The following is a 22659-nucleotide window of genomic DNA, read 5'->3' as shown; positions in this document are numbered from 1 at the left end:
GGCGGCCGGAGAGACGGGGAGGACGAGCGATTCGCGAGCGCCTCCGGGCCCCTGATCAGCGATTGATCGCGGTCGCACTGCTCCGGCGGGTGAAGACACCGGCGGTGAGGAGCAGGAGCGCGGCGAATGCCGCCGAGCTGAGGAGCCAGAACGCACCGGGCGGAACTGGCATGCTCTGCCACCACCATTCGATGCCGTTGTTGAGATTGAACCCGTGGTAGTCGGTGCCCGTGAGGTACCGACGCATGTTCGTGTACAGGGCGATGCAGTTCGCACCGGTGAGACCGAGCACGATGATCCATCGCTGCAGAGGTGACAGATGAGTGCGCGGATCACCCGCTCCGAACAGGAGCAGTCCTATGAGGATGACCTGCAACGGCAGGACATACCGCGGCTGCACCAGCACGCCGACATCGACCGCGTTCTGCACGATGACCCAGCTGGGAACCATCACGAGGGCGATGCCCGCGAGCAGGATGGCGATGTTCATGCGAGCGCCCCGCGGCCGCGACAAGGTCCAGAACGCGACCGCAGCGTACAGCACCAGCGTCGTGAACCAGACGACAGTGGGCATCGTGGTATCACCCCAGCCCAGCGGCTGTGTGCCGAAGTTGCCGACCCAGAGCAGAGGAATGTTCAGAAGTGTGCGGATCAGGCCGCTCACGACATCGACTTTCTCCGGCGCCGCGCCGGTCATCTCGCCCTCCAGCGCCGCCCCCACCTGATTCGAGCCGAGGTAGAACGCCGCTGCGATAACTGCGGCGACCACCGGGAGGATCAAGCAGAGCAGGAAACGACGGCTGCGCTCGAAGGAGATGATCGCCGCCAGAACTGCGCCGAACGCCACGTAGACCGCCGAGTCTCCACGTGAGCCGGCACCCATGAGAGCCGCGATCAGTGCGAGTCCACCGAGCGCGATGCGTCGGGTTGCGTTCGGGGCGCGGAAGTACCCGACCAGCGCGACCCACAATGTGCCGGCGGACATGATCGCCCATCCGCTCGGATTCACGCTGGCGACGAGGAAGACACCTGCTGGGATCGCGGTGAGCAGGAGGCCCCAGAGCATCGGAGCGCGAAGCCTCCGGTCGACGAGGAGGTAGATAGAGCTGACCAGCGTGACGGCCAGCAGCGCATTGAACGCCCGCATGAGGAGAACGGAAGTCTGCACGTCCTCGGACGCGAACATGCTCATGGTGCCGTAGTAGATAGGAGGGTACACGCCAGTGAAGTTGCCGTGATTGGTCGTGACCATGCCGGTCAGCGGAGTGTCGCAACGACCGCTGTGCTCAGCCACGAACGCGTAGCAGACCGAAGAGTTGGCGACCGCCGCGGGGACCGCTTTCGAGCCCGGCTCCTCGGCGCTCTCACACAGACCGGGACGGTCGCCGGGCGCGCACCAGATGCTGGTCATGTGGAAGTTGTCATCCGGGCTCGCGCCGACAGGGGATGCATAGCTCCAGCCGAGCAGGGCCGCGAACCCCAGCAACGCGCACACGATGACCCTTAGGATCAGCCGCCGATCATCAGGTTCGACGGCTCCTTCGCCGTCGGCGCGTATGGTGTCTGAGTCGGTCGTGAATGCCACGAGCCATAGTCTATTCGGCCGATCCCGAGCAGACGCCACAGGCCGTCGTCCGTCAGCGCACTCAGCGCCTGCGATGTACCGTGCGGTTGTAGACGACGACCTCAGCCTGCCGGATCATGCATGCTGCGATGCATCGGACTCGTTGCATCGGGCCGAGACGTGCCGCCAGCGATCGCACCAGTGCGCGATCGGATCTGTACAGAGCGGCGTCGGCAGAAGAGCGCACGCTGCGTTTTTCGAACCGGAGCGCGGTCAAACCGTAGTACGCTCGCGCCGGGAGGATGCGGTGGGCGAGTGCTGCCTCGAAGGATCGTGCATGCGCGCGAACGATATCGTGGTAATACGACGCGGAGCGCAAAGAGTGCGAGACGCTGTCGCCGCGCTGGACCCAGTAATACAGCCTGTCGCTGCAGGAGGACACTCTCCGCATGTTCAGGTAGAGATCCATCGCGACTGCGACATCCTGTGCGAATCGACCGGGAGGGAAGCGGATGCCGTCGAACAGAGCCGCACGGTAGAGCTTTCCCCAGTTCGCCTCGCTGAAGTACCGGAGCTCCTGTTTCCTCAGGCGGCGAAGCGCGGCGCTGAAAACACTCTGGTAGCTTCGGGCAGCATCATCGATCGTGATCGCGATGCCCGGCGGATCATCGGCGTGCTGTGCGAGTGCGGCCGTCGCCGCGCTCGCACCGACGTTCCACCATCGGCAACAACTCATGTCTGCATCTGTCTGTATGAGTATGCTCAGCAGCCGCTCGATGAGATGCGGGCTCATCAGATCGTCGTTGTCGCAGAACGTGATGTACTCGCCTCGAGACGCGTCCAGCCCAGCGTTCTGAGCTGCTCCGATGCCGCCGTTGATCTGGTGGATGACGCGGACGCGCGAGTCGGCGGCGGCGAGTTCATCGCACAGATCGCCAGAACCATCCGTCGAGCCATCGTCGACGAGGATTACGTCGAGGCGCTGGTGCGTCTGCGACAGTATCGACGCGATGCAGGCGCCGAGATGATCGACGGCGTTGTAGACCGGGACGATGACGGAGACGGTGCGCTCGAACGCGGGTGGATCGATGGACATCACAGCAGATTCTACCTGTGGCATGGCCAGGTCCGTCCGTCGGGGTCGCAACCGTGCAGGGCCGGGCTGGGCTTGACACGGACCTCTTGGGCTGCGGGCCGTGTCACCCGACTCGCGGCACGTCACGGTCTCGAACGCCCGTTCCCGCCCGGCCGCATGATCACCGGACGGTGCCGGAAGCCCGCCTGAACGTCCATCAGACCGTCCTCCCGTAGTATCGGGGAAGATGTGAGCCGAGACTTAGACGGGAACGCCAGATGGACGGCGGCCCGCAGACGGAGTGAATCGATGATCCCCGAGATCTTTGTACCGTTCTGGGGCGAACCCGAACTGCTGTACAAGACGGTCGAGTCCGTGCGTGCGCAAACACGTACGGAGTGGTCGATGACGATCCTGGACGACTGCTATCCGGACGAGTCTGTCGCGAAGTTCTTCGAGAAGCTCGACGACCCCCGCATCATCTACGTGCGCAACGACGTCAACCTCGGCATCACGGAGAACTATCGCGAATCTGTTCGTCGAGCGCGCGGCGAATACGTCACGATCCTCGGATGCGATGATCTGATGCATCCGAACTATCTGGAACTCATCGAGCGCACGATCGCCGCAGTCCCGGACGCGGACGTCATCCAGCCCGGAGTCGAGGTGATCGACGGAGAGGGCAACTCTGTCAATCCGCTGGTCGATCAGGTGAAGCAGCGGCTGCTCGCGCCGCACGGAGGCACGGGCATCGCGGTGCTCAAGGGGGAGGCGATGGCGACGAGCCTGATCCGCGGCGATTGGCTCTACTGGCCGTCCCTCACCTTTCGCACCGAGACGATGCGCCGGATCGACTTCCGAGACGGGCTTCCGATCATCCAGGATCTTGCGCTGCTGATGGACATCGCCTTCAACGGCGGATCGCTCGCGTACAACCCGCAGGTCGCCTTCTCCTATCGGCGGCATGCGGGAAGCGCATCGCAGAAGACGATCTTCGACGGGCGTCGCTTCCGCGACGAACGCACGTACTTTCAAGAAGCCGTCAAGATCGCTCAAGGACGTGGCTGGCGGCGCACCGCGGTCACGGCGAGGGTTCGGTTGCTGTCTCGGCTGCACGGGCTCGTGGAATTGCCTGCGGTCATCAGGCACGGTGCGCGACCCGGGATACAATCGACGCTGGCCCATATCTTCGCCCCCTGAACGCGGAAGCGCGGAGTGTATCTCGCACCGTATGACTGGAGACTTCCTCTTCCATGACTGAACACGTTCTCATCACCGGCGGCGCTGGCTTCATCGGAACCCGACTTGCCAGACGTCTCGTCGGCGCCGGGCACACTGTGACGGTGCTGGACGCGCTCATCCCGCAGGTTCACGGCGAGGATCCCGTCGAGACATCGCCTCTGCTCAAGTCGTTGGACGGAATCGCCGAAGTCATTCACGGAACTGTGACCAGTTCGGCCGACCTCCGCAAAGCCCTCACGAACGCCACTGTCGTCGTGCATCTCGCCGCCGAGACGGGAACCGGGCAATCGATGTACGAGATCGACCGCTACGTCGAGGCGAACGTCGGCGGAACAGCCAAACTCCTCGATGTTCTGACGAACGAGACGCACTCCGTCAAGCGGATCGTCGTCGCATCTTCCCGGTCCATCTACGGAGAAGGAGCCTACGAGACTCGGGAAGGCCAGATCGTCTATCCGCCGCATCGTGCGGACGAGGCCATGGCCAGAGGCGATTTCAGGGTTCTCGACGTCGATGGCCAGGAGCTGCGGCTGATCCCCACTGACGAGAACGCGAAGCTCCACCCATCCTCCGTCTATGGGATCACTAAGCAGATGCAGGAATCGCTGGTCATGACGGTCGGACCGACGATCGGCGTCGAACCCGTCTCATTGCGCTACCAGAACGTGTACGGTCCCGGCCAGTCGCTGAAGAACCCATACACCGGGATCCTGTCGATATTCTCGACCCTCATCCGCCAGGGCAAGGGCATCAACATCTTCGAAGACGGGCTTGAGAGTCGTGACTTCGTGTACATCGATGACATCGTGGAGGCGACGTTCCTGGCGTCGGTCGTGCCCGCGGCTGCCGGGGAAGTGTTCAACGTGGGCTCCGGCGTCGCGACGACCGTGCTCGAAGTCGTCGATGCACTGCAGAAGGCATACGGCGTCGAAGTGCCCGTCACCATCTCGGGCCAGTACCGCCTGGGTGACATCCGTCACAACATCGCCGACACGACCAAGCTTCGCGACATCCTGGGCTTCACCCCGGCCGTCACATTCTCAGACGGTGTGCGGAACTTCGCCGAGTGGGTCCTCACCGAGCCGATCGAGGGCGACATGTACGAGAAGTCCCTCCAGGAGATGGCAGATCGGAAGCTCCTGAAGTGACGGTGGTCGCTCAGGCGTCGCGAACGGCGAAGACGCACTCTCGCGCCTTCCTGCCCGAAGTGCAGGCGCTGCGTGCGGCCGCCGTCTTGCTCGTCGTCGTTTACCATCTGTGGCCAGGACGACTGCCGGGTGGATTCGTCGGAGTCGACGTCTTCTTCGTGATCTCCGGCTTTCTGATCACGCTGCATCTGCTGGGCTCCCTGCTGGAGAGCGGCCGAGTGAGGCTGCTGCGTTTCTGGGCTAACCGGATCTGGCGACTACTGCCGGCATCCCTCGTCGTACTCGCCGTCTGCTGGGTGTTCACGGTGATGTCAACGCCGCTGACGACCGCGTCGAACGCGCTCAAGCAGATCGGTGCCGCGTCGGCATACGTCGTCAACTGGGTACTAGCTTTCGACTCGGTCGACTACCTCGCCAGAGACAACGTGCCCACGATCGTTCAGCACTACTGGTCTTTGTCTGTCGAGGAGCAGTTCTATGTGCTGTGGCCTCTTCTACTGACCGCGATCGTCGCATGCGCCGGATTCGTTCTGACTGGCAGGCGCCGCGAGATCGACCGTGACCGGCGGGCCAACTGGCTGTTGGCCGTCATCCTGATCCTTGCGATCTCCTCGTTCGCTTACTCGATCCTCACGACGCATTTCATCCCTGCCCGCGCCTACTTCGACACCTTCACGCGAGCTTGGGAGTTCGCCGCCGGCGGGTTGCTGGCGGTCGTCGTGACACGCTTCCCCGCGGCGGTGCAGTCGCTCCGGGCGCACCCGCTCGTCGCCGCGGCGGCCGTTCCTCAGATCGTCGGATTCATCCTGATCGGCGCATCCGGGCTGCTGATGAGTTCGTCGACGCCGTTCCCCAGCGGGTGGGCAGGCATACCGGTCCTCGGCACGGTGCTCGTCATGCTGGGCGGTGCGCCGCGCGCGGGGTGGTTCACCGGCACCGTCGGTTGGCGTCCCGTACAGTTCATCGGAGACATCTCCTACTCGCTCTACCTCTGGCATTGGCCGCTCATCATCGGATTCTCGATCGTGGCCAGCCGCCGCCATTCGATCGTTGAGGGCATTGGGCTGCTCGTAGCGGCGTTCGTCCTTGCATGGCTGACGAAGATCCTGATCGAGGACCCTGTCCGTCGCCGTGGTCGTCGCACCGTCGCAGTCTGGCCCGCGTTCCTGGTCGCGGTGGTCGGCGCTGCTGTGCTGATCGCCGCCTCGACGACCGTCGTGCAGGCGAGAGCTGCCCAAGCCGAGGCTGTCGCTCAACAGCAACTGGAGCAGATCGTCGACGAGACGGGCTGCACCGGAGCGAACGCCACTCTCGGCACCAGCGAATGCGAGACTCCCTTCGCCCTGACACCCGGTGCGAATCCCGTGCACGCCGAGAAGGATCTCGACCCCGGCTGGTGTCTCACGTGGTTCGACCAGGAGTGGCTCTCGTGCGACTTCGGTGACGCGGGCGGGGAGGCGGGCACGGTCGCGATCGTGGGCGACTCGCATGCGGCCGCACTCACGAACCCCTTCGGCGACTACCTCGCCGACAAGGGTTGGCGGTTGGAGACCTTCACCCGGTTCGGGTGCCCTGGTCTGAGCCAATCGTCCATCGGCCTGCGGGCGCAGACCCCGGAGACCGAGCAGGCTTGCGCCGACTGGTCACAGCGGGTTCTCGATGAGCTCACGACCCGGGACGATATCGACATGGTCGTGTTCACCTCATTCGAGTCCGCTTATGCTCAGCCGGAAGCGCCGGGCGCGGCACAACTCACGTCAGGGTCGATCGAGAGGACGCTCGGCGCCGTGGCCGACTCGGGGAAGCGCGTCGTCCTGATGCGCGACTTCGCGGCTACCGGCGGAGTCGACATTCCAACGTGCGTCGCATCGACCAAACGACCCGATGTGGACTGCAGCATGCCTGTCGAATCGGCATATCCTCCCGGGCCGTTCGATCAAGCGATCGCCGACCTGGGCGATCGGATTTCGGTTGTGAGTCCGCAGCCTTCGAGCTGCGATGCGGAGCGATGCTACGGCGTCGTCGGTGATGTAGTGGTCTACGCCGATGACAATCACGTCTCCGAGACCTTCGCTCGATCGCTGATGCCGTACCTCGGACCCGCTCTCATCGACGGGGTCGCGCTCGAGGCGCGTTCCCGCGGCTGAGCGCCCCCGCCAGCGGCCAGACGGCCGACGATCCCTGAGGAGAAACGACGCAATGCCCCGAGTACTCGTCGACCTGCTGTCCTATACCGGCACCAAAGGCGGTATGGAGACCTACACCCGGAGTCTCTACCGCGCCCTCGGTGCGTTGGAAGGGGACTGGGAGTACGTGGGCTACGTGTCCCGTGAGGGTGCCGCACTGGATCTCAGCTGGTTCCCCGGGCGCATCGTCGAGTCGGGGATCAGCGGTGAGAATCGCTTCATCTGGGCATGGGGCGAGCTCACCCAGGTCGCCAGGGCGGCTCACCGCATCGAGGCGGACCTCATTCACTCACCGGCGACACTGGGACCCCGCAAGACCGCGATTCCGACGGTCGTCACCATGCACGACATGCTCTACTGGAGCCATCCGGAACTCATGAGCACGCCGCTCTACACGGCTCCGGTCAAGTGGATGGAGAAGCAGGCCGCGTCGAACGCCCGGCGCATCATCACCATCAGTCCCACGTCCCAACGCGAAATCGCGAAGTATCTCTCCGTCGACGTGGACCAGATCGACGTGATCCCGCTTGCGGGCGCGGCTCCCGCCGGCGTCGATCGTTCCCTCGCGGGTTCGGAGGGGCCGATGATTCTGGCGATGGGCAATCGTCGACCGCACAAGAACTGGGCCGCTCTGATCAGGGCGGTCGCCCTGCTGCAGGCAGAACAGCGACCGCGCATCGTGATCACCGGGGGGAGGGGAGACGATCCGCTCGCGCCGCTCGTCTCATCGCTGGGGGTCGAGCAATGGGTCGATCTGCGAGGCTGGGTCGATGACTCCGAGGTGGCGCGACTGTACTCGATCGCGTCAGCGTTGGCGATTCCGTCCTTTGCCGAGGGGTTCTCGCTCCCCACGCTCGAGTCGATGGGGGCAGGCGTGCCTGCGCTGTTGAGCGACATCGAGGTGCACCGGTATGTCGGAGGATCCGCCGCACGCTATTTCGATCCGTCGGATGATCGTGCACTCGCCGACCTGCTGCTCGAGGTCACATCGGATGCTGACGTCCGCGAGGAGATGACAACCGCCGGTCTCTTGCGTGCGGCGGAATTCACCTGGGCGCGCACGGCAACCGAGACGCGGCGTGCGTTCGACGAGGCGCTCGGCGCTACTCGCTGAGTGCCGCGCCGACTTGAGGGTGCTGCCGCCTCATTGCGACGAGGTGCACGAGCACCCCGAGGACTGGGCCGGCCAGCAGCGCGACGAGGATACGCGAGTGCGGGTCGAACGGAAGCATGAGCACGACCACGGTGATGATTGCGCTTGTCGTCCATCCAGCCGTGTACCAGGCATGACGACCGGCGACCAAGACTGCGGGGCCGGTGATGCACAGAACTCCGGTGAATCCCGCACCGACGACGATGAGTGCGAAGTCGATGGGCGTGAGCTGCACGAATGACGCATAGAGCCAGGCCATCAGCGGTGGCCCGGCGAGGGCTGCGAGCGCCGCCAGTGCGAGGACAGCGGCGAGGACGACGCCGACCCATCTCAGGATGGCACTGTTGACGGTGTCGCGTCGATCGCGGAAACTCACGATCAGGTAGCCCTGCAGCGCGACCAGAGGAACCACCAACGGTGCGCGCGTGAGAGTGATGACGAGGACCAAGGAGGCCAGCATGTCGGCACCCGCATCAGCAGCGAAGGTCTTCAGCAGCAGAGGAAGGCCACTGATGAGAGCGCCGGTCGACAGGGATGCGAGCACAGTCGCCCCGGCATTGCGCATGAGCGCGGCCAAGCCGACGTCGAGCGTCAAGTTGGCCCGGACCCGTCGTCCCACCCACAACCAGATGGCCGCTGCTGCGAGGAGGAAGGGAACCGCTGTGGCCCAGGCGAGCGTCACCGCACCAGCGCCGGCGATGAGTGCGAGCCCGATCGTGACCCCGCGTATGGCCGAATCCGCGATGGTCATGCCCGCGACGGCGGACCAGTCCTTCAGGCCGTATATCGCTCCGCTGATCGCGGCGACCAGGGCGTATCCGATCGCGGCGAGGGCGATCGCGGCGACGATGAGCGCGGTGTCGTCGGGAAACAGCTGAGCACCGATCACGGCGAAGACGACCACTACCGCCGCAGCTGCAGAGAGAGCGGCCGCCAGTGTGAACCATGCCCACGGCCGAAAGCCGGAGCCTTTGTCGTCGTAGCGCGCCGCCCGGGTGATCTCCTGTTGGATGCCGGAGAGACAGGTGACGATGAGGTACGTCGCGGACCACATGGTCGCGAAGGTCAAGTACTCCTGGGGGGCGAGCACGGGAACGACGAGCTGGATCGCGTAGCCGATGCCGCCGGCGATGATCGTCGCCAGAAGGATGTGGCGGAGGCCGCTCGGCGCCGCGTCCGAGCGAATGTCGGTCATGCGGTCTGGTCGTCCGGACGGTGCTCGACCGGACGGGCCTCGATCGCCGAGACACGGCGGAGCAGAGCGTCGTGATCCGCGCGCAGGATGGCGAGTTCTTCGGCGGCTCGCCTGATCTCATCCTCGGCCTGCGACTGCTCCCACGAAAGGTGCAGCGAGACACCGAGGAGCAGGAGGATCGCCATGGCGAACAGAAGGTTTGCCGGTAGCACTATCCCGAGCAGGGCAGTGAGACCGAGCAGCAGTTGGGGGAAGATCCCCAGCGCGAGCATGGCCAGTGCGATGACGATCCAGAGCGTCGCGTACTTCTCTCGCAGGCGGCGCGTCAGCAGCATGGTGAAGACGACGACGAGCATCACGACGGCGAGGACGATCCCCGTGATGGCGATGGTCATGCTGTTTCCTCCGTGCTGCGTGGCCGCCGCGGACGCCGCAAGAGCGCGAGCCCGAGGGCGAGGACCGAGCGGGCGAGGTAGATGGTGGATCCCAGCGCCCCTTGGCTGGGGACGCCGTGCATTCGAGGGCGCATCGCGACGGGCACCTGAGTCACCGTCAGCCCGGCATGGCATGCCACGACCAGGGAGTCGAGGGTATCGCCAAGGTATTCAGCCGGGTAATACCTGACGTACTGGGCGATCGCCTTCTCGTTTGCAGCGCGGAATCCGCTGGTCACGTCGGTGAGACGAGTCTTGGCAACGTGCGAGACGATGCCGGCGAGTACGATCATCGCCCACCTTCGCGGACCGCGGACCTTGTAGTCGCCGACATCGCTGAATCGGGCACCGATCGAGATGTCCGCATCGTCGAGCCCCGCGAGCACGCGCTCGATGTCCACCGGATTGTGCTGACCGTCAGCGTCGACCTGGATAGCTCGTCGATATCCCTTGCGTTGGGCGTAGGTGAATCCGGTGCGCATCGCACCGCCGACGCCAAGGTTGAACGGCAGACGCAACACCGTGGCACCTGCCGCCTGCGCGACGTCGCCGGTGTCGTCGATCGATCCGTCGTCGATGACGGCGACGTGATAGTCGGCGTCGGCGGCCAGGATCTCGCGGACAGTATTGCCCACGTTCTGAGACTCGTTCCAGGCTGGCACGATCACCAGCACGGTGTCATGGGCGTGCGTCATAGTGAGCCCAGTCTATCCGCAGTCGTTCGTGTGCCCCGTCTTCCGCCCACGGCCGACTGGGCTCAGCGGACGACGACAGAGCCGTCCGCTGAAAGGTAGATCGTGCCGTTCTGGAATTGCTGTCGAGCTCCGCCGTCGGCGCTGACCTCATTCGACACGGGCCACCCAAGCGGTCCGGTAGGCCCGCCACGGTTGATGTACTCGCGGTGAAGAACACCTCGGGTGACGGTCAGAGCCGTGGGGGTGACGTATGCCGAGCCTCTCTCGAATCTCTGCACAACTCCCGAGCCGACCGGCGTTTCGGCCGCGACCGGGAAGCCTAGCGGGCCTAGGTACGCGCCGGCGCTGGCGAACACGATCCGCATCGCCCCCCGGACCGCGAATGTCCCTGCCGAACTTGTTCCGATCGAGCCGTACTGGAAGTACTGCACCTGACCGGTCCCCACCGGGGCGAGCGGACCCGTGGCGAAGCCCATCGTGCCGCTTCCGCCGACGCGTTCGAACTCCGTGAGCGTGGGACCGAGGACGGCGGAGGAGACGCCGGCGAAAGGAACGTACACCACTCCGTTCTCGAACCGCTGCACGACGCTGTCTGTCCCGGGCTTCTCCGGCTCGATCGGGGCACCCAGGACTGCGGCGCCTCCCGAGCTGACGAACTGCTGCAGGATCGCGCCGTATACGGCGAAGGACGCGCCGCTGCGCGAGGTAAGCACGTATCCGCCGACGAAGCGCTGCTGAGTGATGCCGTTGATCATTGCGGGCCCGCCGAGCGGGAGGCCGAGTCGGCCGGTCGGCCCGCCGAGCTGGTCCCAGACCTTCACGACGGATGAGGGGAGTGCGACCAGCGCGTTCGCGGTGCAGACTATCCGACCACTGTCGAAGTCTTGAACAGCGCCGGCGCCGTTTGCGAGGGGTTTCTCGGCGGCGATGGCGGTGCCGAGAGAACTCTTGGCACCGCCGAGGGAGTCGTAGTGCCGCTTGATCACACCGCGGACGGTCTGCTGACCACCCGCACCGGAGGTCAGGGTCATGGTCGTGAAGGCCTGCGAGGAGGCGGCGGCCTGGGTGATCGTCGGGCCTTGGGGGAAGCCGACGGCCGTGTGCCCGCCGAGCTGACTCCAGGTCGAGAAGAAACTCGTCACCGCGAATGCGCCGCTGGCGGAGGAGATGATGGTCCCTCCGACGAAGGGCTGGGATGTGCCCGCTCCCAATGGCTGTGCGTCGCCTGTCGGCATGCCGAGCGGGCCGCCGTCAAGCCCTTGCGCCTCGAACGGAGCGTAAAGCGGATCGGCGACCACCCGCCACGTCGATCCGGCCAGGTACAGCGCGCCCTGGGAGAACAGCATCCGCACAGTGCCCGACGCCAGTGTCTCGAGATTGCTCTTCGGGAAGCCCAAGCGTCCCGAGGGGCCGCCGAGCGAGAGATACTTCTCCTCCCAGGCCTTCGTGAGAGTCACGACGTTGTTCCCCGATCCGATCTGGTACATCGCACCCTGATCGAATTTCTGCGTCGAGCCGCCTGTCACGGGGTAGGCGCGTCCAGTCGGCCAGCCGAGAATTCCCCCCGTCCCTCTGACAGTGACGTAGTTGGCGTACATAGGATTGCCGATCGCGAAAGCGCGGCCGTCGGGTCGTTGATAGATCCGTCCGTTTTCGAACGACTGGTACGCGCCCCCTGACTCCGCATACTGGACGCTGTCCGGCCAGCGCAGTCCGCTAGCCACTTCACCCACGAGCCGGTACTCGGAACGGACGGCGCCGGCGACGGTGTATCCCGGCTGTCCGGCCTTAGCGAAGATGTCGGCGTTCGAGAACTGCTGCGACACTCCGGGGTCGGTCGTCCAGTTGCGCATGCTGGAGGTCGCGGCGCCGATCCATCCGGACGCGCCACCATTCGCGTTCCACACGTCTGCGATCACTCCGGAGACCGCGTTCGGATCCTTGCGCGGGTCGCCGAACCAGTCGCTGAAGAGCTGGAAGAAGTTCCGGTTGCCGTAACTGGAGCATCCGTCACCGGTGCCGTAGCCCGCGCTGAGAGCGGCGCCGTTCGGCTGATAGGGCGTGTAGTAATAGAGAGCCGCGGTCGCGGTGTTCTGAACGTACACAGGTGCCGAGCCGCACGCACGGTTCGGGTGGTACAGGATGTTCCAGGTCTTCCCGGGGGCGTAGTACGTGAACCAACGCCCCTCCGCGTAGATCTGCATCTGACGGGCAGCTCCGTAGATCTGGTAGAAGAATCCGGCATAGGCGGGGTCGCAGGGAGCAGTGTCGGGGCAGCCCTGTCCGAGTGCCTTGTCGAAGCGCCAAGTGCTCGGCCAGGTATGAGTCACCAGGCTCTGCTCCTTCTCGAGCATCACTATGAGCACCTGGGGGTTGATGCGACACGATGCCGCCACTCGCGCGATGATCGTCGCAGCAGACTCGTTCGCCGCACCCGAGTACCCGTTGCAGTATGCATCGGCCGGACGGTTCGGGGTGTTCTGCCGATAGTCCTTCAAGCACACGTAACCTGTTTGGCAGGTTCGGACCTTGCTTCGGAAGAACGAATCGATCTGCGACCCGGAGAGTGCGCCTGCGTTGAAGAAGACGGAGTCGGAGATGAGGTTGCCTGGTGTGAACGTGGAGAGATCCGCGGAGGCGACGATACCGGTGGATGCGCCGTCTGCCGAAGGGGCGGAAGCTGCCGCGTGAGCGATACCGCCCACTCCCACGTCGGCATTCGCCGGGGTCGCGACGAGGAACGACGCGGCGACGAGAACGGCCGCGGCGCTCGAGATCAGTCCGCGTGCGCGGGAAGAAAGTGAGCTGCTCACTCGCTCATTGTGACGGAAATACACAGATGATGCCAGTGTGAAAGGTGGGACGCAAGTCGTTCGCGCATTCGCGCGCTTCGCGGACCCCGATGAGCAGGTCGTTCACCGCTTCGGAACTCAGCGGGGTTTGCGGCTGCGTGGCTGACAGGCGATCGCAAGATTGCCGCCGCTAGAGTTGTCTGCTGTGTCCTGGGGACGCACTCCTGGGCCTCATCGATGGAAAGCAGTGTTCAATGGATCTCCTCGTCGTAGGCTCGGGCTTCTTCGGCCTCACCATCGCAGAGCGCGCCGCTGAAGCCGGCCGCATGGTCACGGTCATCGACCGGCGTCATCACATCGGCGGCAACGCCTACAGCGAGGCGGAGCCGGAGACCGGCATCGAAGTGCACCGCTACGGGGCCCACCTCTTCCACACGTCGAACCCGACGGTCTGGGAGTACGCCAACAGATTCACCAGCTTCACGAACTATGTGCACCGCGTGTACACGACCCACAGGGGCACGGTCTTTCCGATGCCGGTGAACCTCGGCACGATCAACCAGTTCTTCCAGGCGGCGTACACACCGGACCAGGCCCGTGCCCTGCTGCGCGAGCAGGCAGGGGAGTTCGATGTCAAGACAGCGGCGAACTTCGAGGAGAAGGGCATAGCCCTCATCGGACGCCCGTTGTTCGAGGCTTTCTTCCGCGACTACACGGCGAAGCAGTGGCAGACAGACCCGCAGAAGCTCTCCGGCGACATCATCAGCAGGCTCCCCGTGCGCTACACGTACGACAACCGCTACTTCAACGACACCTGGGAAGGTCTGCCGACCGACGGCTACACTGCGTGGCTCGAGCGCATGGCCGATCACCCCAACATCGAGGTGAAGCTGAACGTCGACTACTTCGACGAGTCGCAGCCGCTCAACAAGAAGGCCACCGTCGGGCAGCTGCCCGTCGTCTACACCGGTCCGGTCGATCGCTACTTCGACTACGCCGAGGGCGCCCTCAGCTGGCGCACGCTCGACTTCGAGCAGGAGGTCCTCGACATCGGCGATTTCCAGGGAACCAGCGTCATGAACTACCCCGACATGGACGTGCCGTACACCCGTATCCACGAGTTCAAGCACTTCCACCCGGAGCGCAAGGACGTCTACGAGTCCGACAAGACCGTCATCATGCGTGAGTTCTCGCGTTTCGCGAACCGCGACGACGAGCCGTACTACCCGGTGAACACCTCCACCGATCGCGACGGGCTGCTGGCATACCGTGAACTGGCGAAGGGCGAACAGAGCGTCTACTTCGGCGGGCGCCTGGGTACCTACCAGTACCTCGACATGCACATGGCCATCGGCTCGGCGCTGTCGATGTGGAACAACACCCTCTCGTAGACTCGACACTGTGAGTCACACTGCTGTCGGGGCCCCGGGGACGCCCCGGAGATACCTGCATTCGCTGTGGCTGCTGTCTGCCCGGGATCTGAAGGTCCGCTACTCCACGAGCATGCTCGGGTACCTGTGGTCTGTGCTCGATCCGCTGGTGATGAGCGCCATCTACTGGTTCGTCTTCACGCAGGTGTTCCACCGCGACGTGGGCGAGGAACCGTACATCGTGTTCCTGATCAGCGCGCTGCTGCCGTGGGTGTGGTTCAACGCCGCGGTCAGCGATTTCACCAGAGCGTTCAAGAAGGACGCTCGGCTGGTCCGCTCGACGGCGATCCCCCGCTCGATCTGGGTGAACCGCATCGTGCTGAGCAAGGGCATGGAGTACCTGTTCTCACTGCCGGTCCTCGTCCTCTTCATCGTGGTGAACCTGCTGATCGAGAAGAACCCCGACCAGGTGGTCCAGGTCGGGTGGGGTGTGCTCTGGCTGCCGGTGGCCATCCTTCTCCAGACGGTCCTTCTCGTGGGCCTCGGTCTCCTGATCGCCCCGCTCTGCGTCATGTACGTCGATCTCGAGCGCACGACCGCACTCATCCTGCGTGCGATGTTCTACGCGACGCCGATCATCTACAACGTCACCGATCTTCCGGGCATCGCGCAGACGCTGGGAGCGTTCAACCCGCTCGCGGGCATCTTCATGCTGTATCGGATGCCGTTCTTCCCCGAACAGTGGAATCCCTTCGCCCTCATGATCAGCGTGCTGATGAGCCTGTTCATCCTCGTGCTCGGCGCCTGGGTGTTCCGCCGTCTCGAGCGCCCCGTGCTGAAGGAGCTGTGATGACGGCTGCGATCGAAGTCCACGACCTCGGCGTGCGGTTCCGGCGCAACCGCCGTGGCCGTCGCAGTTTCAAAGACCTGTTCGCCGGTGCCAAGCGCCGTTCGCGCCCCGGCGAGTTCTGGGCCCTGCGCGGAGTCTCCTTCTCGGTGCAGCAGGGTGAATCGATCGGCGTCGTCGGGCGAAACGGTCAGGGCAAGTCGACTCTGCTCCGCCTCGTCGCCGGTGTCCTCCTGTCCGACGAGGGAACCGTGACGGTCAACGGGGGAGTGGCGCCGCTGATCGAGATCACGGGCGGCTTCGTCGGAGACCTCAGCGTGCGCGAGAACGTGCGCCTCACCGCGGGACTGCACGGCATGTCCCGCGACGAGGTGTCGCGGCGATACGACGGCATCATCGAGTTCGCCGAACTGGGCGGCTTCGAGGACACCCCCTACAAGCATCTCTCCAACGGCATGAAGGTGCGCCTCGCGTTCTCGGTCGTCTCCCAACTCGACGAGCCGATCCTGCTCGTCGACGAGGTCCTCGCCGTGGGCGACAAAGCGTTTCGCGAGAAGTGCTATAAACGCATCGACGAGCTCCTCGCGGAGGGGCGCACCCTGTTCTTCGTCAGCCACAACGAGCGCGACCTGCGGCGTTTCTGCACTCGCGGCCTCTATCTCGACAAGGGCGGTCTCGTGCTCGACGCCCCGATCGCCGAGGTGCTCGACCGCTACAACAAGGACCACAACGGCGGTTAGCGGTCAAGCCTGCTGCTTTTCGTTCGCTGTGCTCGCTCGACGACTGATGGAGCGCTGAAGTTCAATGAGTCGGGCAGACTAGCTCTAGGCTCGACGGCGAGCGGGGCATTGGGGCTCAGAGCCCGACAAGCGCCTTCAGACTCGCAAGCTCGGTGCGCGCCGCGTCGACGGCACCGGATACCCCCGAGCCGGCAGAAACCGCCGAACGCAGTTCCTTGAGCTTCTGGGAGTAGGCGTCGATGCCGCCGTACCACTGCTCCAGGATCGAGGCAGGCGGCTGAGCATCCGACAGCCGTTGCGCGTCCTCCTGCAGTGTGTCGATGACGGGGAGCGCGTCCTGGCCGCTCGACTCCGCGACGATGTCGAGTCCGCGCCCGCCGTCGCCGAGCCATCCGCTGACCTGACCACGGAACGCCTCGACGCTCGGGTCGACGACGGGAGGTTCGGTCTGCACCGGCGTAGTGGGCTCGGTCGTCGGCTCGACGGATCCGCTCGGAGAGGGGGAAGGCATCGCCGTAGACGTCGCAGATGTCGAGGGACTCGGTGACGCCGTCCCTTCGGCGTCCGGATTCCCGTTCTGGTTCAGCACGAAGAACAGCACCACGCCGGCGACGACCAGGGCCGCGACGACGAGACCGATGATGAGCCACATGCGTCGGCTGTTGCGCGGCTTGGGCTCGATCGGCGCCCAGCGGAGCTCTGGCTGCTGCTCGTCCGTCATCTTCATGCCTCCAGCGGTGCCATGGGCTGCCAGGAGCGGTCGCGGCTGAGCTTGCCGCCCTCTCGAAGCCCTCGGAAGAGGTTGCTCGTGCCGCGCACCGTGCGCTCGACGAAGAACAGCCGGATGATCTCCTTCGCGAAGGTCATGGCGGTGCCGAGGCCGAACAGCACGGGGTTGTAGTTGCCGTGCACGCGGTAGTACTTCTTGATGTATGCGCGGTTGCGCATGATGTAGAAGCGGTAGGCGTTGCTCGACGCGTTCATGTGGCGGATGCCCATGTCCCACTGCTTGATCTCACGCGTGCGGCGCAGCACGAACTCATTCACGATCACGGCCGTGGTCAGGCGCGACGCCAGCCATCCGTACATCTGATCGTCCCAGTAGATGAAGAACCTCGGATCGGGCAGCCCGATCTGCTGCACGATCGAGCGGTGGATGAACATGCCCTCGAAGCATCCGCTGTTCATCTCCTTGAAACCGGACTCGTCGAATCCGGACGGAGCGAACGGGATCGGGATGCCCATGCGCTCAGCGATGCGGTACTGCCAGTAGAACTCGCTGCCGTCGTAGTCGTAGCGGCGGCCCTGGATGCTCTTGAATCGCGGAGCCCACTTGCCCATGCGGGCGAGACCGTCGGGCATCACCTCGACGTCGTCGTCCATCATCCAGATCCACTCGGAGGCCAGCTCGTATGCGGTGCGCATGCCTTCGCTGAAGCCGCCCGATCCGCCGGTGTTGGTCTCGAGGCGGCGGTAGACGAGTTCGGTGCCGAGGCGAGGGCGGAACGAGTCGACGACCTCGGTGGTGTCATCGGAGGAGGCGTTGTCGATGATCACGACGTGGCCCGGCTTCGGGTCCATCACGGTGATGCTCTCGAGAAGGCCGGTGAGAAGGTGCGAGCGGTTGAACGTGACGATGACGATCGTCGCGGATGCCGGGTCGAAGGGGACGTTGGTCACGAGTGGGATCTCCGGAAGCGTTCGGCCCGCAGGACGCCGCGAGCAGCTACCAGCCTACCGGGCGCACCCGTGGAATCCGCCGGGCGCGCTCAGCCCTCGGCGCGCAGGGTCGGGATCACTCCGGTCTGCGCGGCGTCGATGTTCTCGCGCCACGACCGCGACTGTCCGGCGCGCAGCGCGCACAGCACGAGCAGGAACCAGCCGGCGCCCACGATCGTGAAGCTCTCGAACATCGACTCGACGGCAAGGGTGACGAGCATGAGCGGCGTCCACGCGTAGACGACCGAGCGCCGCACGCTCGCGACGAGCCATGAGCGCACGGTGGCGATGCCGCCCAGCAGCAGGAACAGCACGAATCCTGCCGTTCCGAGCTGGAGCAGCACGTCGAAGTACGAGTTCAGAGCGCTCTGGTGGTGGTCGTCGAGGGAGAAGTTGATGTAGTTGAACGGGTACTCGCCGGCCGGCCAGCCGCCGAACCAGCCCCAACCCTGGATCGGCTTCACCGCGACGAAATCCAGGATCGTGTTCCACAGGGTCGCTCGGATCGAGAAGTCGGATCCGGCATCCATCAGGGCGATGATCGGATGCCGCAGAGCGAATGCCGCCGCCAGGGCCATCGCCACGAGTGCGCCGAGCACCCACTGCACGGCGTCCCGGCGCTCGGCCGGAGCGTGCCTGACGATCGTGAGCGCCACCGTCACGACTCCGACCGCGAACGCGAGCACGAGAACCGTGGGAGAGGCCGAGAGGATGGCGAGCATCGTCGCGAGCGCGATCGACGGAACCGCGATCCTCGCCTCGAGAGACTGCGACCGCCATTCGATCGCGAAGGTGATCAGCGCGATCACCGCGACGAAGCCGAGCATGTTGCGGCTGCCGAAGATGCCCTGGATGGGACCACCGAGGGCGAGATTGCCCTGTACCCCGAGGAAAGTGAACGGCACGTCGAACAGCACGCCGGACAGGATCTCGATCCCGAGCGACACCAGCAGCAGCACACGCAGAGTGTCGCCCAGGGCTCGCACGGTCTGCAGGGTGTCGCGGATGTGCCCGACCGTGATCGCAAGGAACGCGTAGCCCAGCAGTGCCATCCATGCGAACAGCGTGTCGGACTTGTCGGTCGTCCAGACCAGGCTCACCAGCGCCCATGCGAGGAAGACCAGCAGCGACGTCGGGGCGACTCGCAGCAGCGAGAGCTCCTCCCGGCGTACCCAGAGGATTGCTGCGCCGAGGACGCACAGCAGCGAGATCACGGTCGCAAGCGTGACCGGCGACGACATCCGCTCGATCGACAGCGAGGAGAACACCGCCGCCAGCACCGCGATCGTGAAGGCTCTGGCCATCTCCGCCGAGCCGAGCAGGCCGCTGATCCGGTGGCCAGCCGTCACGGCACCCGCCGACGGCGTTCGCCGCGTTCGATCACGCGCTCGCGCTCGCCGACCCCGAGAAGCGGGGTGGTCTTGAGCTTGAACGACAGCAGGATGAGCAGCATCCAGCCCCACAGCATGATCGGCGTCGACTCGGTGAGACCCTGCACGAGCAGGACGACGGTGAACAGGCTGGGCAGCAGCGTGAGCGGCGAGTAGGAACGATGGGAGGTGAGGTCCCACCGCGGCCGGTCGACCGCGAAGAACCACGATCTCCAGAGCAGGCTCAGGAACGCGATCGCGATCAGGATCGCGCCGAGCACGCCGAGCTGCATGAGGACGTCGAGCCACATGTTGTGCGCGTGGAAAACGGGGATCCCGTGATCTTTGATCCACTTCGCGAACGCCGGGTCGGATGGCAGCCAGGGACTCGAGAAGCCGTTGCCGAAGAGTGGATGGTGGTGCCACCGCTCGATGACGGATGCCCAGATCTTGTTCGACCGTCCGGTGAGATCTGCGCTGCGGCCGATCAGGCCCAGCAGCGGCTCGCGGAGGAACCAGGCCGCTGCGCCGACGACGAGGGCACCGCCGATCGCGACCGTGTAGATCCGGGTTCGGGCACCGGGAGTCGCCGCGCGGCGCATCAGGAGCGCGACGACAAGCACGACGACGGCGGCGGCAGCGCACACGTATGCCGTCGCCGAGGCGGCGCGGAAGAGGAAGAACACGGCGAGCAGCGTCCACAGCGCGAGCGTCGTGCGCCAGCGGACGCGAGCGGCGTACAGCACGCCGAAGGTGATGATCGCGAAGAGGCTGATGAAACCGAGGAGGTTCGCGTTGCCCACGATGCCCTGCAGGCGCCCGCCGTCGAAGAGGTTGTCACGCACCCAATACCACTGCGGGTCGATCTTTCCGGGCGGCAGGTCGAGGAAGTTCGGCAACAGGGCGTGCTGGAGCACGAGAGACACCCACAGCTCGAGCGCCAGCGACAGCCCGAGGATCCACTTGAACGCGGAAGCCAGCGCTCGCACGATCTCGCGCCACGTGAGCACCTGGGCGATGAAGAGCGCGGTCACTGTCACGGCGCCGAGCAGGAACCACGTGATGAGGGTCGCCTCGCGCCACTGCGACCAGGCGACCGACACGAGCGCAAGCGCGGTGTAGCCCACGGCCGACCACGGCAGCCGCCGCCATGCGAAGGGCTGAGGGTGCTTTCTCGCGAGCATCGGGACGCCGATGCCGAGAGTCGCCAGCAGGAACGCACCGAGGACGATTCCCGCTCCGTACGGGCCGACCAGGTTGTACACGGCGGCGTGCGCGAACGTCACGATCAGCACGAGGATGATGTAGCCGCGCAACAGCAGGTGCCCCGTCGACTCGCGCTCTGGCGCGGTGGGCGGGGCGGCTACCGGGTGCTTGGTGTATTGCGCCATCGCGTTCAGGCTACCGCGCTGTGCTGTGCTCGCGCCGTAGCCATACGCTGGGGGGCATGCTGCTGAGCCTGTCGAACGTGCCCCGCGACTACGCGTGGGGATCGCACACTCTTCTCGCGGAACTCGAAGGGCGGGCGCCGTCGGCGGAACCCGAAGCCGAGGTCTGGTTCGGGGACCACCCGGGGGATCCCGCAGACGTCGCCGGCGACGGCACGCTCGATGCCGTGACGGGCGGAACCCTGCCTTATCTGCTGAAGCTGCTGGCGGCGGCATCCCCGTTGTCTATCCAGGTTCATCCGACAGTCGAACAGGCGCGGGCCGGGTGGGAGCGGGAGACCGGTCTGTCCCTGGATGACCCTGAACGCAACTACCGCGACGCGAATCACAAGCCCGAACTCATCGTCGCTCTCAGTGAGCGGTTCGAGTCGCTGAGCGGCCTGCGGCCTGTCGCTGAGACTCTGCGGCTGCTGGAGATCGTCGGCTCGTCCGCCGACCCGTTACGGGCACGCCTCTCGGGAGACGGTGACGTGCTGCGGGACGCGATCGGGTGGCTGCTGTCGGGCGAGGCACAGGGCGACGTCGATGTGATCGCCGCCGCAGTGGGCCAGGCGTCCGAGACCGAATCGGGGGAGTGGGCGGATGCTCTCAGGGCCGTGGCCGGAATCGCCGACGCGTACCCGGGAGACCCCGGCGTCGTCGTCGCTCTGCTGATGAACCATGTCGTGCTGTCGCGCGGCGAAGGCGTCTTCCTGAAGGCCGGGCTCCTGCACGCGTACATCTCGGGGCTGGGTGTGGAGATCATGGCCGCCAGCGACAACGTGCTGCGCGGCGGGCTCACCCCCAAGCGGATCGACGTGCCCGAACTGCTGTCGATCCTCGACACGACGCCCGGCGCCGTGCCCGTGCTGAGGCCGTCGACGGGCGGGGCGATCACGGAGTACCCCGTCGGGGTGCCGGACTTCGCCCTGCGCCGCGTGACGCTGGCGGGAGAGCCGCTCACTATGCCTGTGCGCGGGCCCGCCATGGTTCTTGCGACCGCGGGCGATACCGCGGTGAGCGGAGCGGATGCCGTCTCGCGCGCTGTTCCGGTCGGTCACGCGGTCCTCGCGACCGAGGACGAGTCGTCCCTCACCCTCTCCGGCACGGGTGAGGTGTTCATCGCCACACCCGGATCGCTGCCGGAGGAGCGAGAGCGAGCGCGACACGCCGACGAGGCGTCATGAACCTTCAAGACAATATTGAGGGTTTACTATCCGCGACTTGACCGATGGGAATCACACGGGTGTAATTAGTTGAGCACGGCCCGCCGGGGGGCGGAGATAAGGGTTGGAGGATCGAGATGACGGGTTACCGTTCCGATGTACCTGAGAACTGGTTCGTCGATCCGATCAACCTCGGAGTTCCAGGGGTTCGCAAGGTCGAGGGAGACGACGACACCGCTCTCGCCTGGCAGAGCGAAGCGCTCTGCGCGCAGACCGATCCCGAGGCGTTCTTCCCTGAGAAGGGCGGCTCGACCCGCGATGCCAAGCGCATCTGCACCTCGTGCGATGTTCGAGGAGAATGCCTGGAGTACGCGCTTCAGAACGATGAGCGCTTCGGCATCTGGGGCGGCCTCTCCGAGCGCGAGCGTCGCAAGCTCAAGCGCCGCGCCAGCTGAGCCGACGCTCTCTCACAGCTTCGCGGGCGCGCCGCACGCGCTGCATTCGCCGTCGGGATCGCGAGCATAGGCTGACCACGT

19 protein-coding genes are annotated in these 22659 nt (G+C 65.3%); 9 read left to right on the top strand and 10 right to left on the bottom strand.

Annotated elements, in window-relative coordinates; translation table 11 throughout:
* Positions 1-55: 55 nt before the first annotated feature.
* Together ACI3KT_RS16650 and ACI3KT_RS16645 are read right to left on the bottom strand one after the other, a co-directional pair.
* Positions 56-1585 carry a DUF2142 domain-containing protein gene (locus ACI3KT_RS16650; RefSeq protein ID WP_404905623.1) on the bottom strand — a complete coding sequence of 510 codons (1530 nt, stop codon included), beginning with the start codon at positions 1583-1585 and terminating at the stop codon, positions 56-58.
* A 61-nt stretch (positions 1586-1646) separates the two neighbouring features.
* A complete protein-coding gene (locus tag ACI3KT_RS16645; protein ID WP_404905622.1) occupies positions 1647-2660 on the bottom strand; it encodes a glycosyltransferase in 1014 nt (337 codons plus the stop codon).
* 288 nt (positions 2661-2948) lie between these two features.
* On the opposite strand from ACI3KT_RS16645, the gene ACI3KT_RS16640 reads away from it, so the two are divergent.
* Genes ACI3KT_RS16640 through ACI3KT_RS16625 form a run of 4 tightly spaced genes read left to right on the top strand, consistent with a single transcriptional unit; the run spans position 2949 to position 8329 of the window.
* Positions 2949-3839, top strand: a complete 891-nt coding sequence (locus ACI3KT_RS16640; protein WP_404905621.1) for a glycosyltransferase family 2 protein — start codon at positions 2949-2951, stop codon at positions 3837-3839.
* Positions 3840-3892: 53 nt separating this feature from the next.
* Positions 3893-5029, top strand: a complete 1137-nt coding sequence (locus tag ACI3KT_RS16635) for an NAD-dependent epimerase/dehydratase family protein (protein ID WP_404905620.1) — start codon at positions 3893-3895, stop codon at positions 5027-5029.
* Positions 5026-7176 carry an acyltransferase family protein gene (locus tag ACI3KT_RS16630; RefSeq protein WP_404905619.1) on the top strand — a complete coding sequence of 717 codons (2151 nt, stop codon included), beginning with the start codon at positions 5026-5028 and terminating at the stop codon, positions 7174-7176. Before ACI3KT_RS16635 ends, ACI3KT_RS16630 begins: the two co-directional genes overlap by 4 nt.
* 52 nt (positions 7177-7228) lie before the next feature.
* A complete protein-coding gene (locus ACI3KT_RS16625; protein WP_404905618.1) occupies positions 7229-8329 on the top strand; it encodes a glycosyltransferase family 4 protein in 1101 nt (366 codons plus the stop codon).
* Here ACI3KT_RS16625 and ACI3KT_RS16620 read toward each other — a convergent pair.
* From ACI3KT_RS16620 to ACI3KT_RS16605, 4 genes are all read right to left on the bottom strand, one after another.
* Positions 8319-9563 (bottom strand): hypothetical protein, encoded by a 1245-nt coding sequence (locus ACI3KT_RS16620; protein ID WP_404905617.1) that lies wholly within the window; start codon positions 9561-9563, stop codon positions 8319-8321. The genes ACI3KT_RS16625 and ACI3KT_RS16620 overlap by 11 nt on opposite strands.
* On the bottom strand, positions 9560-9958 hold the full coding sequence (locus ACI3KT_RS16615) for a DUF2304 domain-containing protein (RefSeq protein WP_404905616.1): 399 nt from the start codon (positions 9956-9958) through the stop codon (positions 9560-9562). Before ACI3KT_RS16615 ends, ACI3KT_RS16620 begins: the two co-directional genes overlap by 4 nt.
* On the bottom strand, positions 9955-10692 hold the full coding sequence (locus tag ACI3KT_RS16610) for a glycosyltransferase family 2 protein (protein WP_404905615.1): 738 nt from the start codon (positions 10690-10692) through the stop codon (positions 9955-9957). Before ACI3KT_RS16610 ends, ACI3KT_RS16615 begins: the two co-directional genes overlap by 4 nt.
* A 62-nt stretch (positions 10693-10754) precedes the next feature.
* Entirely contained in the window at positions 10755-13505 is a 2751-nt protein-coding gene (locus ACI3KT_RS16605; protein ID WP_404905614.1) for a hypothetical protein, read from the bottom strand.
* Between the two features lie 233 nt (positions 13506-13738).
* On the opposite strand from ACI3KT_RS16605, the gene glf reads away from it, so the two are divergent.
* The 3 genes from glf to ACI3KT_RS16590 are packed head-to-tail and all read left to right on the top strand — an operon-like array spanning position 13739 to position 16441.
* Complete coding sequence (gene glf, locus ACI3KT_RS16600) at positions 13739-14875, top strand: UDP-galactopyranose mutase (RefSeq protein WP_404905613.1); 1137 nt, start codon at positions 13739-13741, stop codon at positions 14873-14875.
* Positions 14876-14885: 10 nt separating this feature from the next.
* On the top strand, positions 14886-15704 hold the full coding sequence (locus tag ACI3KT_RS16595; RefSeq protein WP_404905612.1) for an ABC transporter permease: 819 nt from the start codon (positions 14886-14888) through the stop codon (positions 15702-15704).
* Positions 15704-16441, top strand: coding sequence for an ABC transporter ATP-binding protein (locus ACI3KT_RS16590; protein ID WP_292905417.1), 738 nt, complete (start codon positions 15704-15706; stop codon positions 16439-16441). The genes ACI3KT_RS16595 and ACI3KT_RS16590 overlap by 1 nt, the downstream gene beginning before the upstream one ends.
* A 115-nt stretch (positions 16442-16556) precedes the next feature.
* Here ACI3KT_RS16590 and ACI3KT_RS16585 read toward each other — a convergent pair whose 3' ends face one another.
* The 4 genes from ACI3KT_RS16585 to ACI3KT_RS16570 all read right to left on the bottom strand — a co-directional run bounded on the left by ACI3KT_RS16585 (position 16557) and on the right by ACI3KT_RS16570 (position 20921).
* Positions 16557-17168 (bottom strand): hypothetical protein, encoded by a 612-nt coding sequence (locus tag ACI3KT_RS16585; RefSeq protein WP_404905611.1) that lies wholly within the window; start codon positions 17166-17168, stop codon positions 16557-16559.
* Positions 17165-18121, bottom strand: coding sequence for a glycosyltransferase (locus ACI3KT_RS16580; protein ID WP_404905610.1), 957 nt, complete (start codon positions 18119-18121; stop codon positions 17165-17167). Before ACI3KT_RS16580 ends, ACI3KT_RS16585 begins: the two co-directional genes overlap by 4 nt.
* An 89-nt stretch (positions 18122-18210) precedes the next feature.
* Complete coding sequence (locus ACI3KT_RS16575) at positions 18211-19509, bottom strand: O-antigen ligase family protein (RefSeq protein WP_404905609.1); 1299 nt, start codon at positions 19507-19509, stop codon at positions 18211-18213.
* Positions 19506-20921, bottom strand: coding sequence for an O-antigen ligase family protein (locus tag ACI3KT_RS16570; protein ID WP_404905608.1), 1416 nt, complete (start codon positions 20919-20921; stop codon positions 19506-19508). Before ACI3KT_RS16570 ends, ACI3KT_RS16575 begins: the two co-directional genes overlap by 4 nt.
* Positions 20922-20977: 56 nt before the next feature.
* Between ACI3KT_RS16570 and manA the strand changes: the two genes are divergently transcribed.
* A complete protein-coding gene (gene manA, locus ACI3KT_RS16565) occupies positions 20978-22144 on the top strand; it encodes a mannose-6-phosphate isomerase, class I (protein ID WP_404905607.1) in 1167 nt (388 codons plus the stop codon).
* Positions 22145-22260: 116 nt separating this feature from the next.
* Positions 22261-22578 (top strand): WhiB family transcriptional regulator, encoded by a 318-nt coding sequence (locus tag ACI3KT_RS16560; RefSeq protein WP_292905405.1) that lies wholly within the window; start codon positions 22261-22263, stop codon positions 22576-22578.
* Positions 22579-22659: the final 81 nt, after the last annotated feature.

Source organism: Microbacterium sp. ZW T6_19, assembly GCF_044987465.1.
In the GTDB taxonomy this organism is placed as follows: Bacteria; Actinomycetota; Actinomycetes; order Actinomycetales; family Microbacteriaceae; genus Microbacterium; species Microbacterium natoriense_A.
This window is presented reverse-complemented; position numbering and strand designations above follow the sequence as displayed.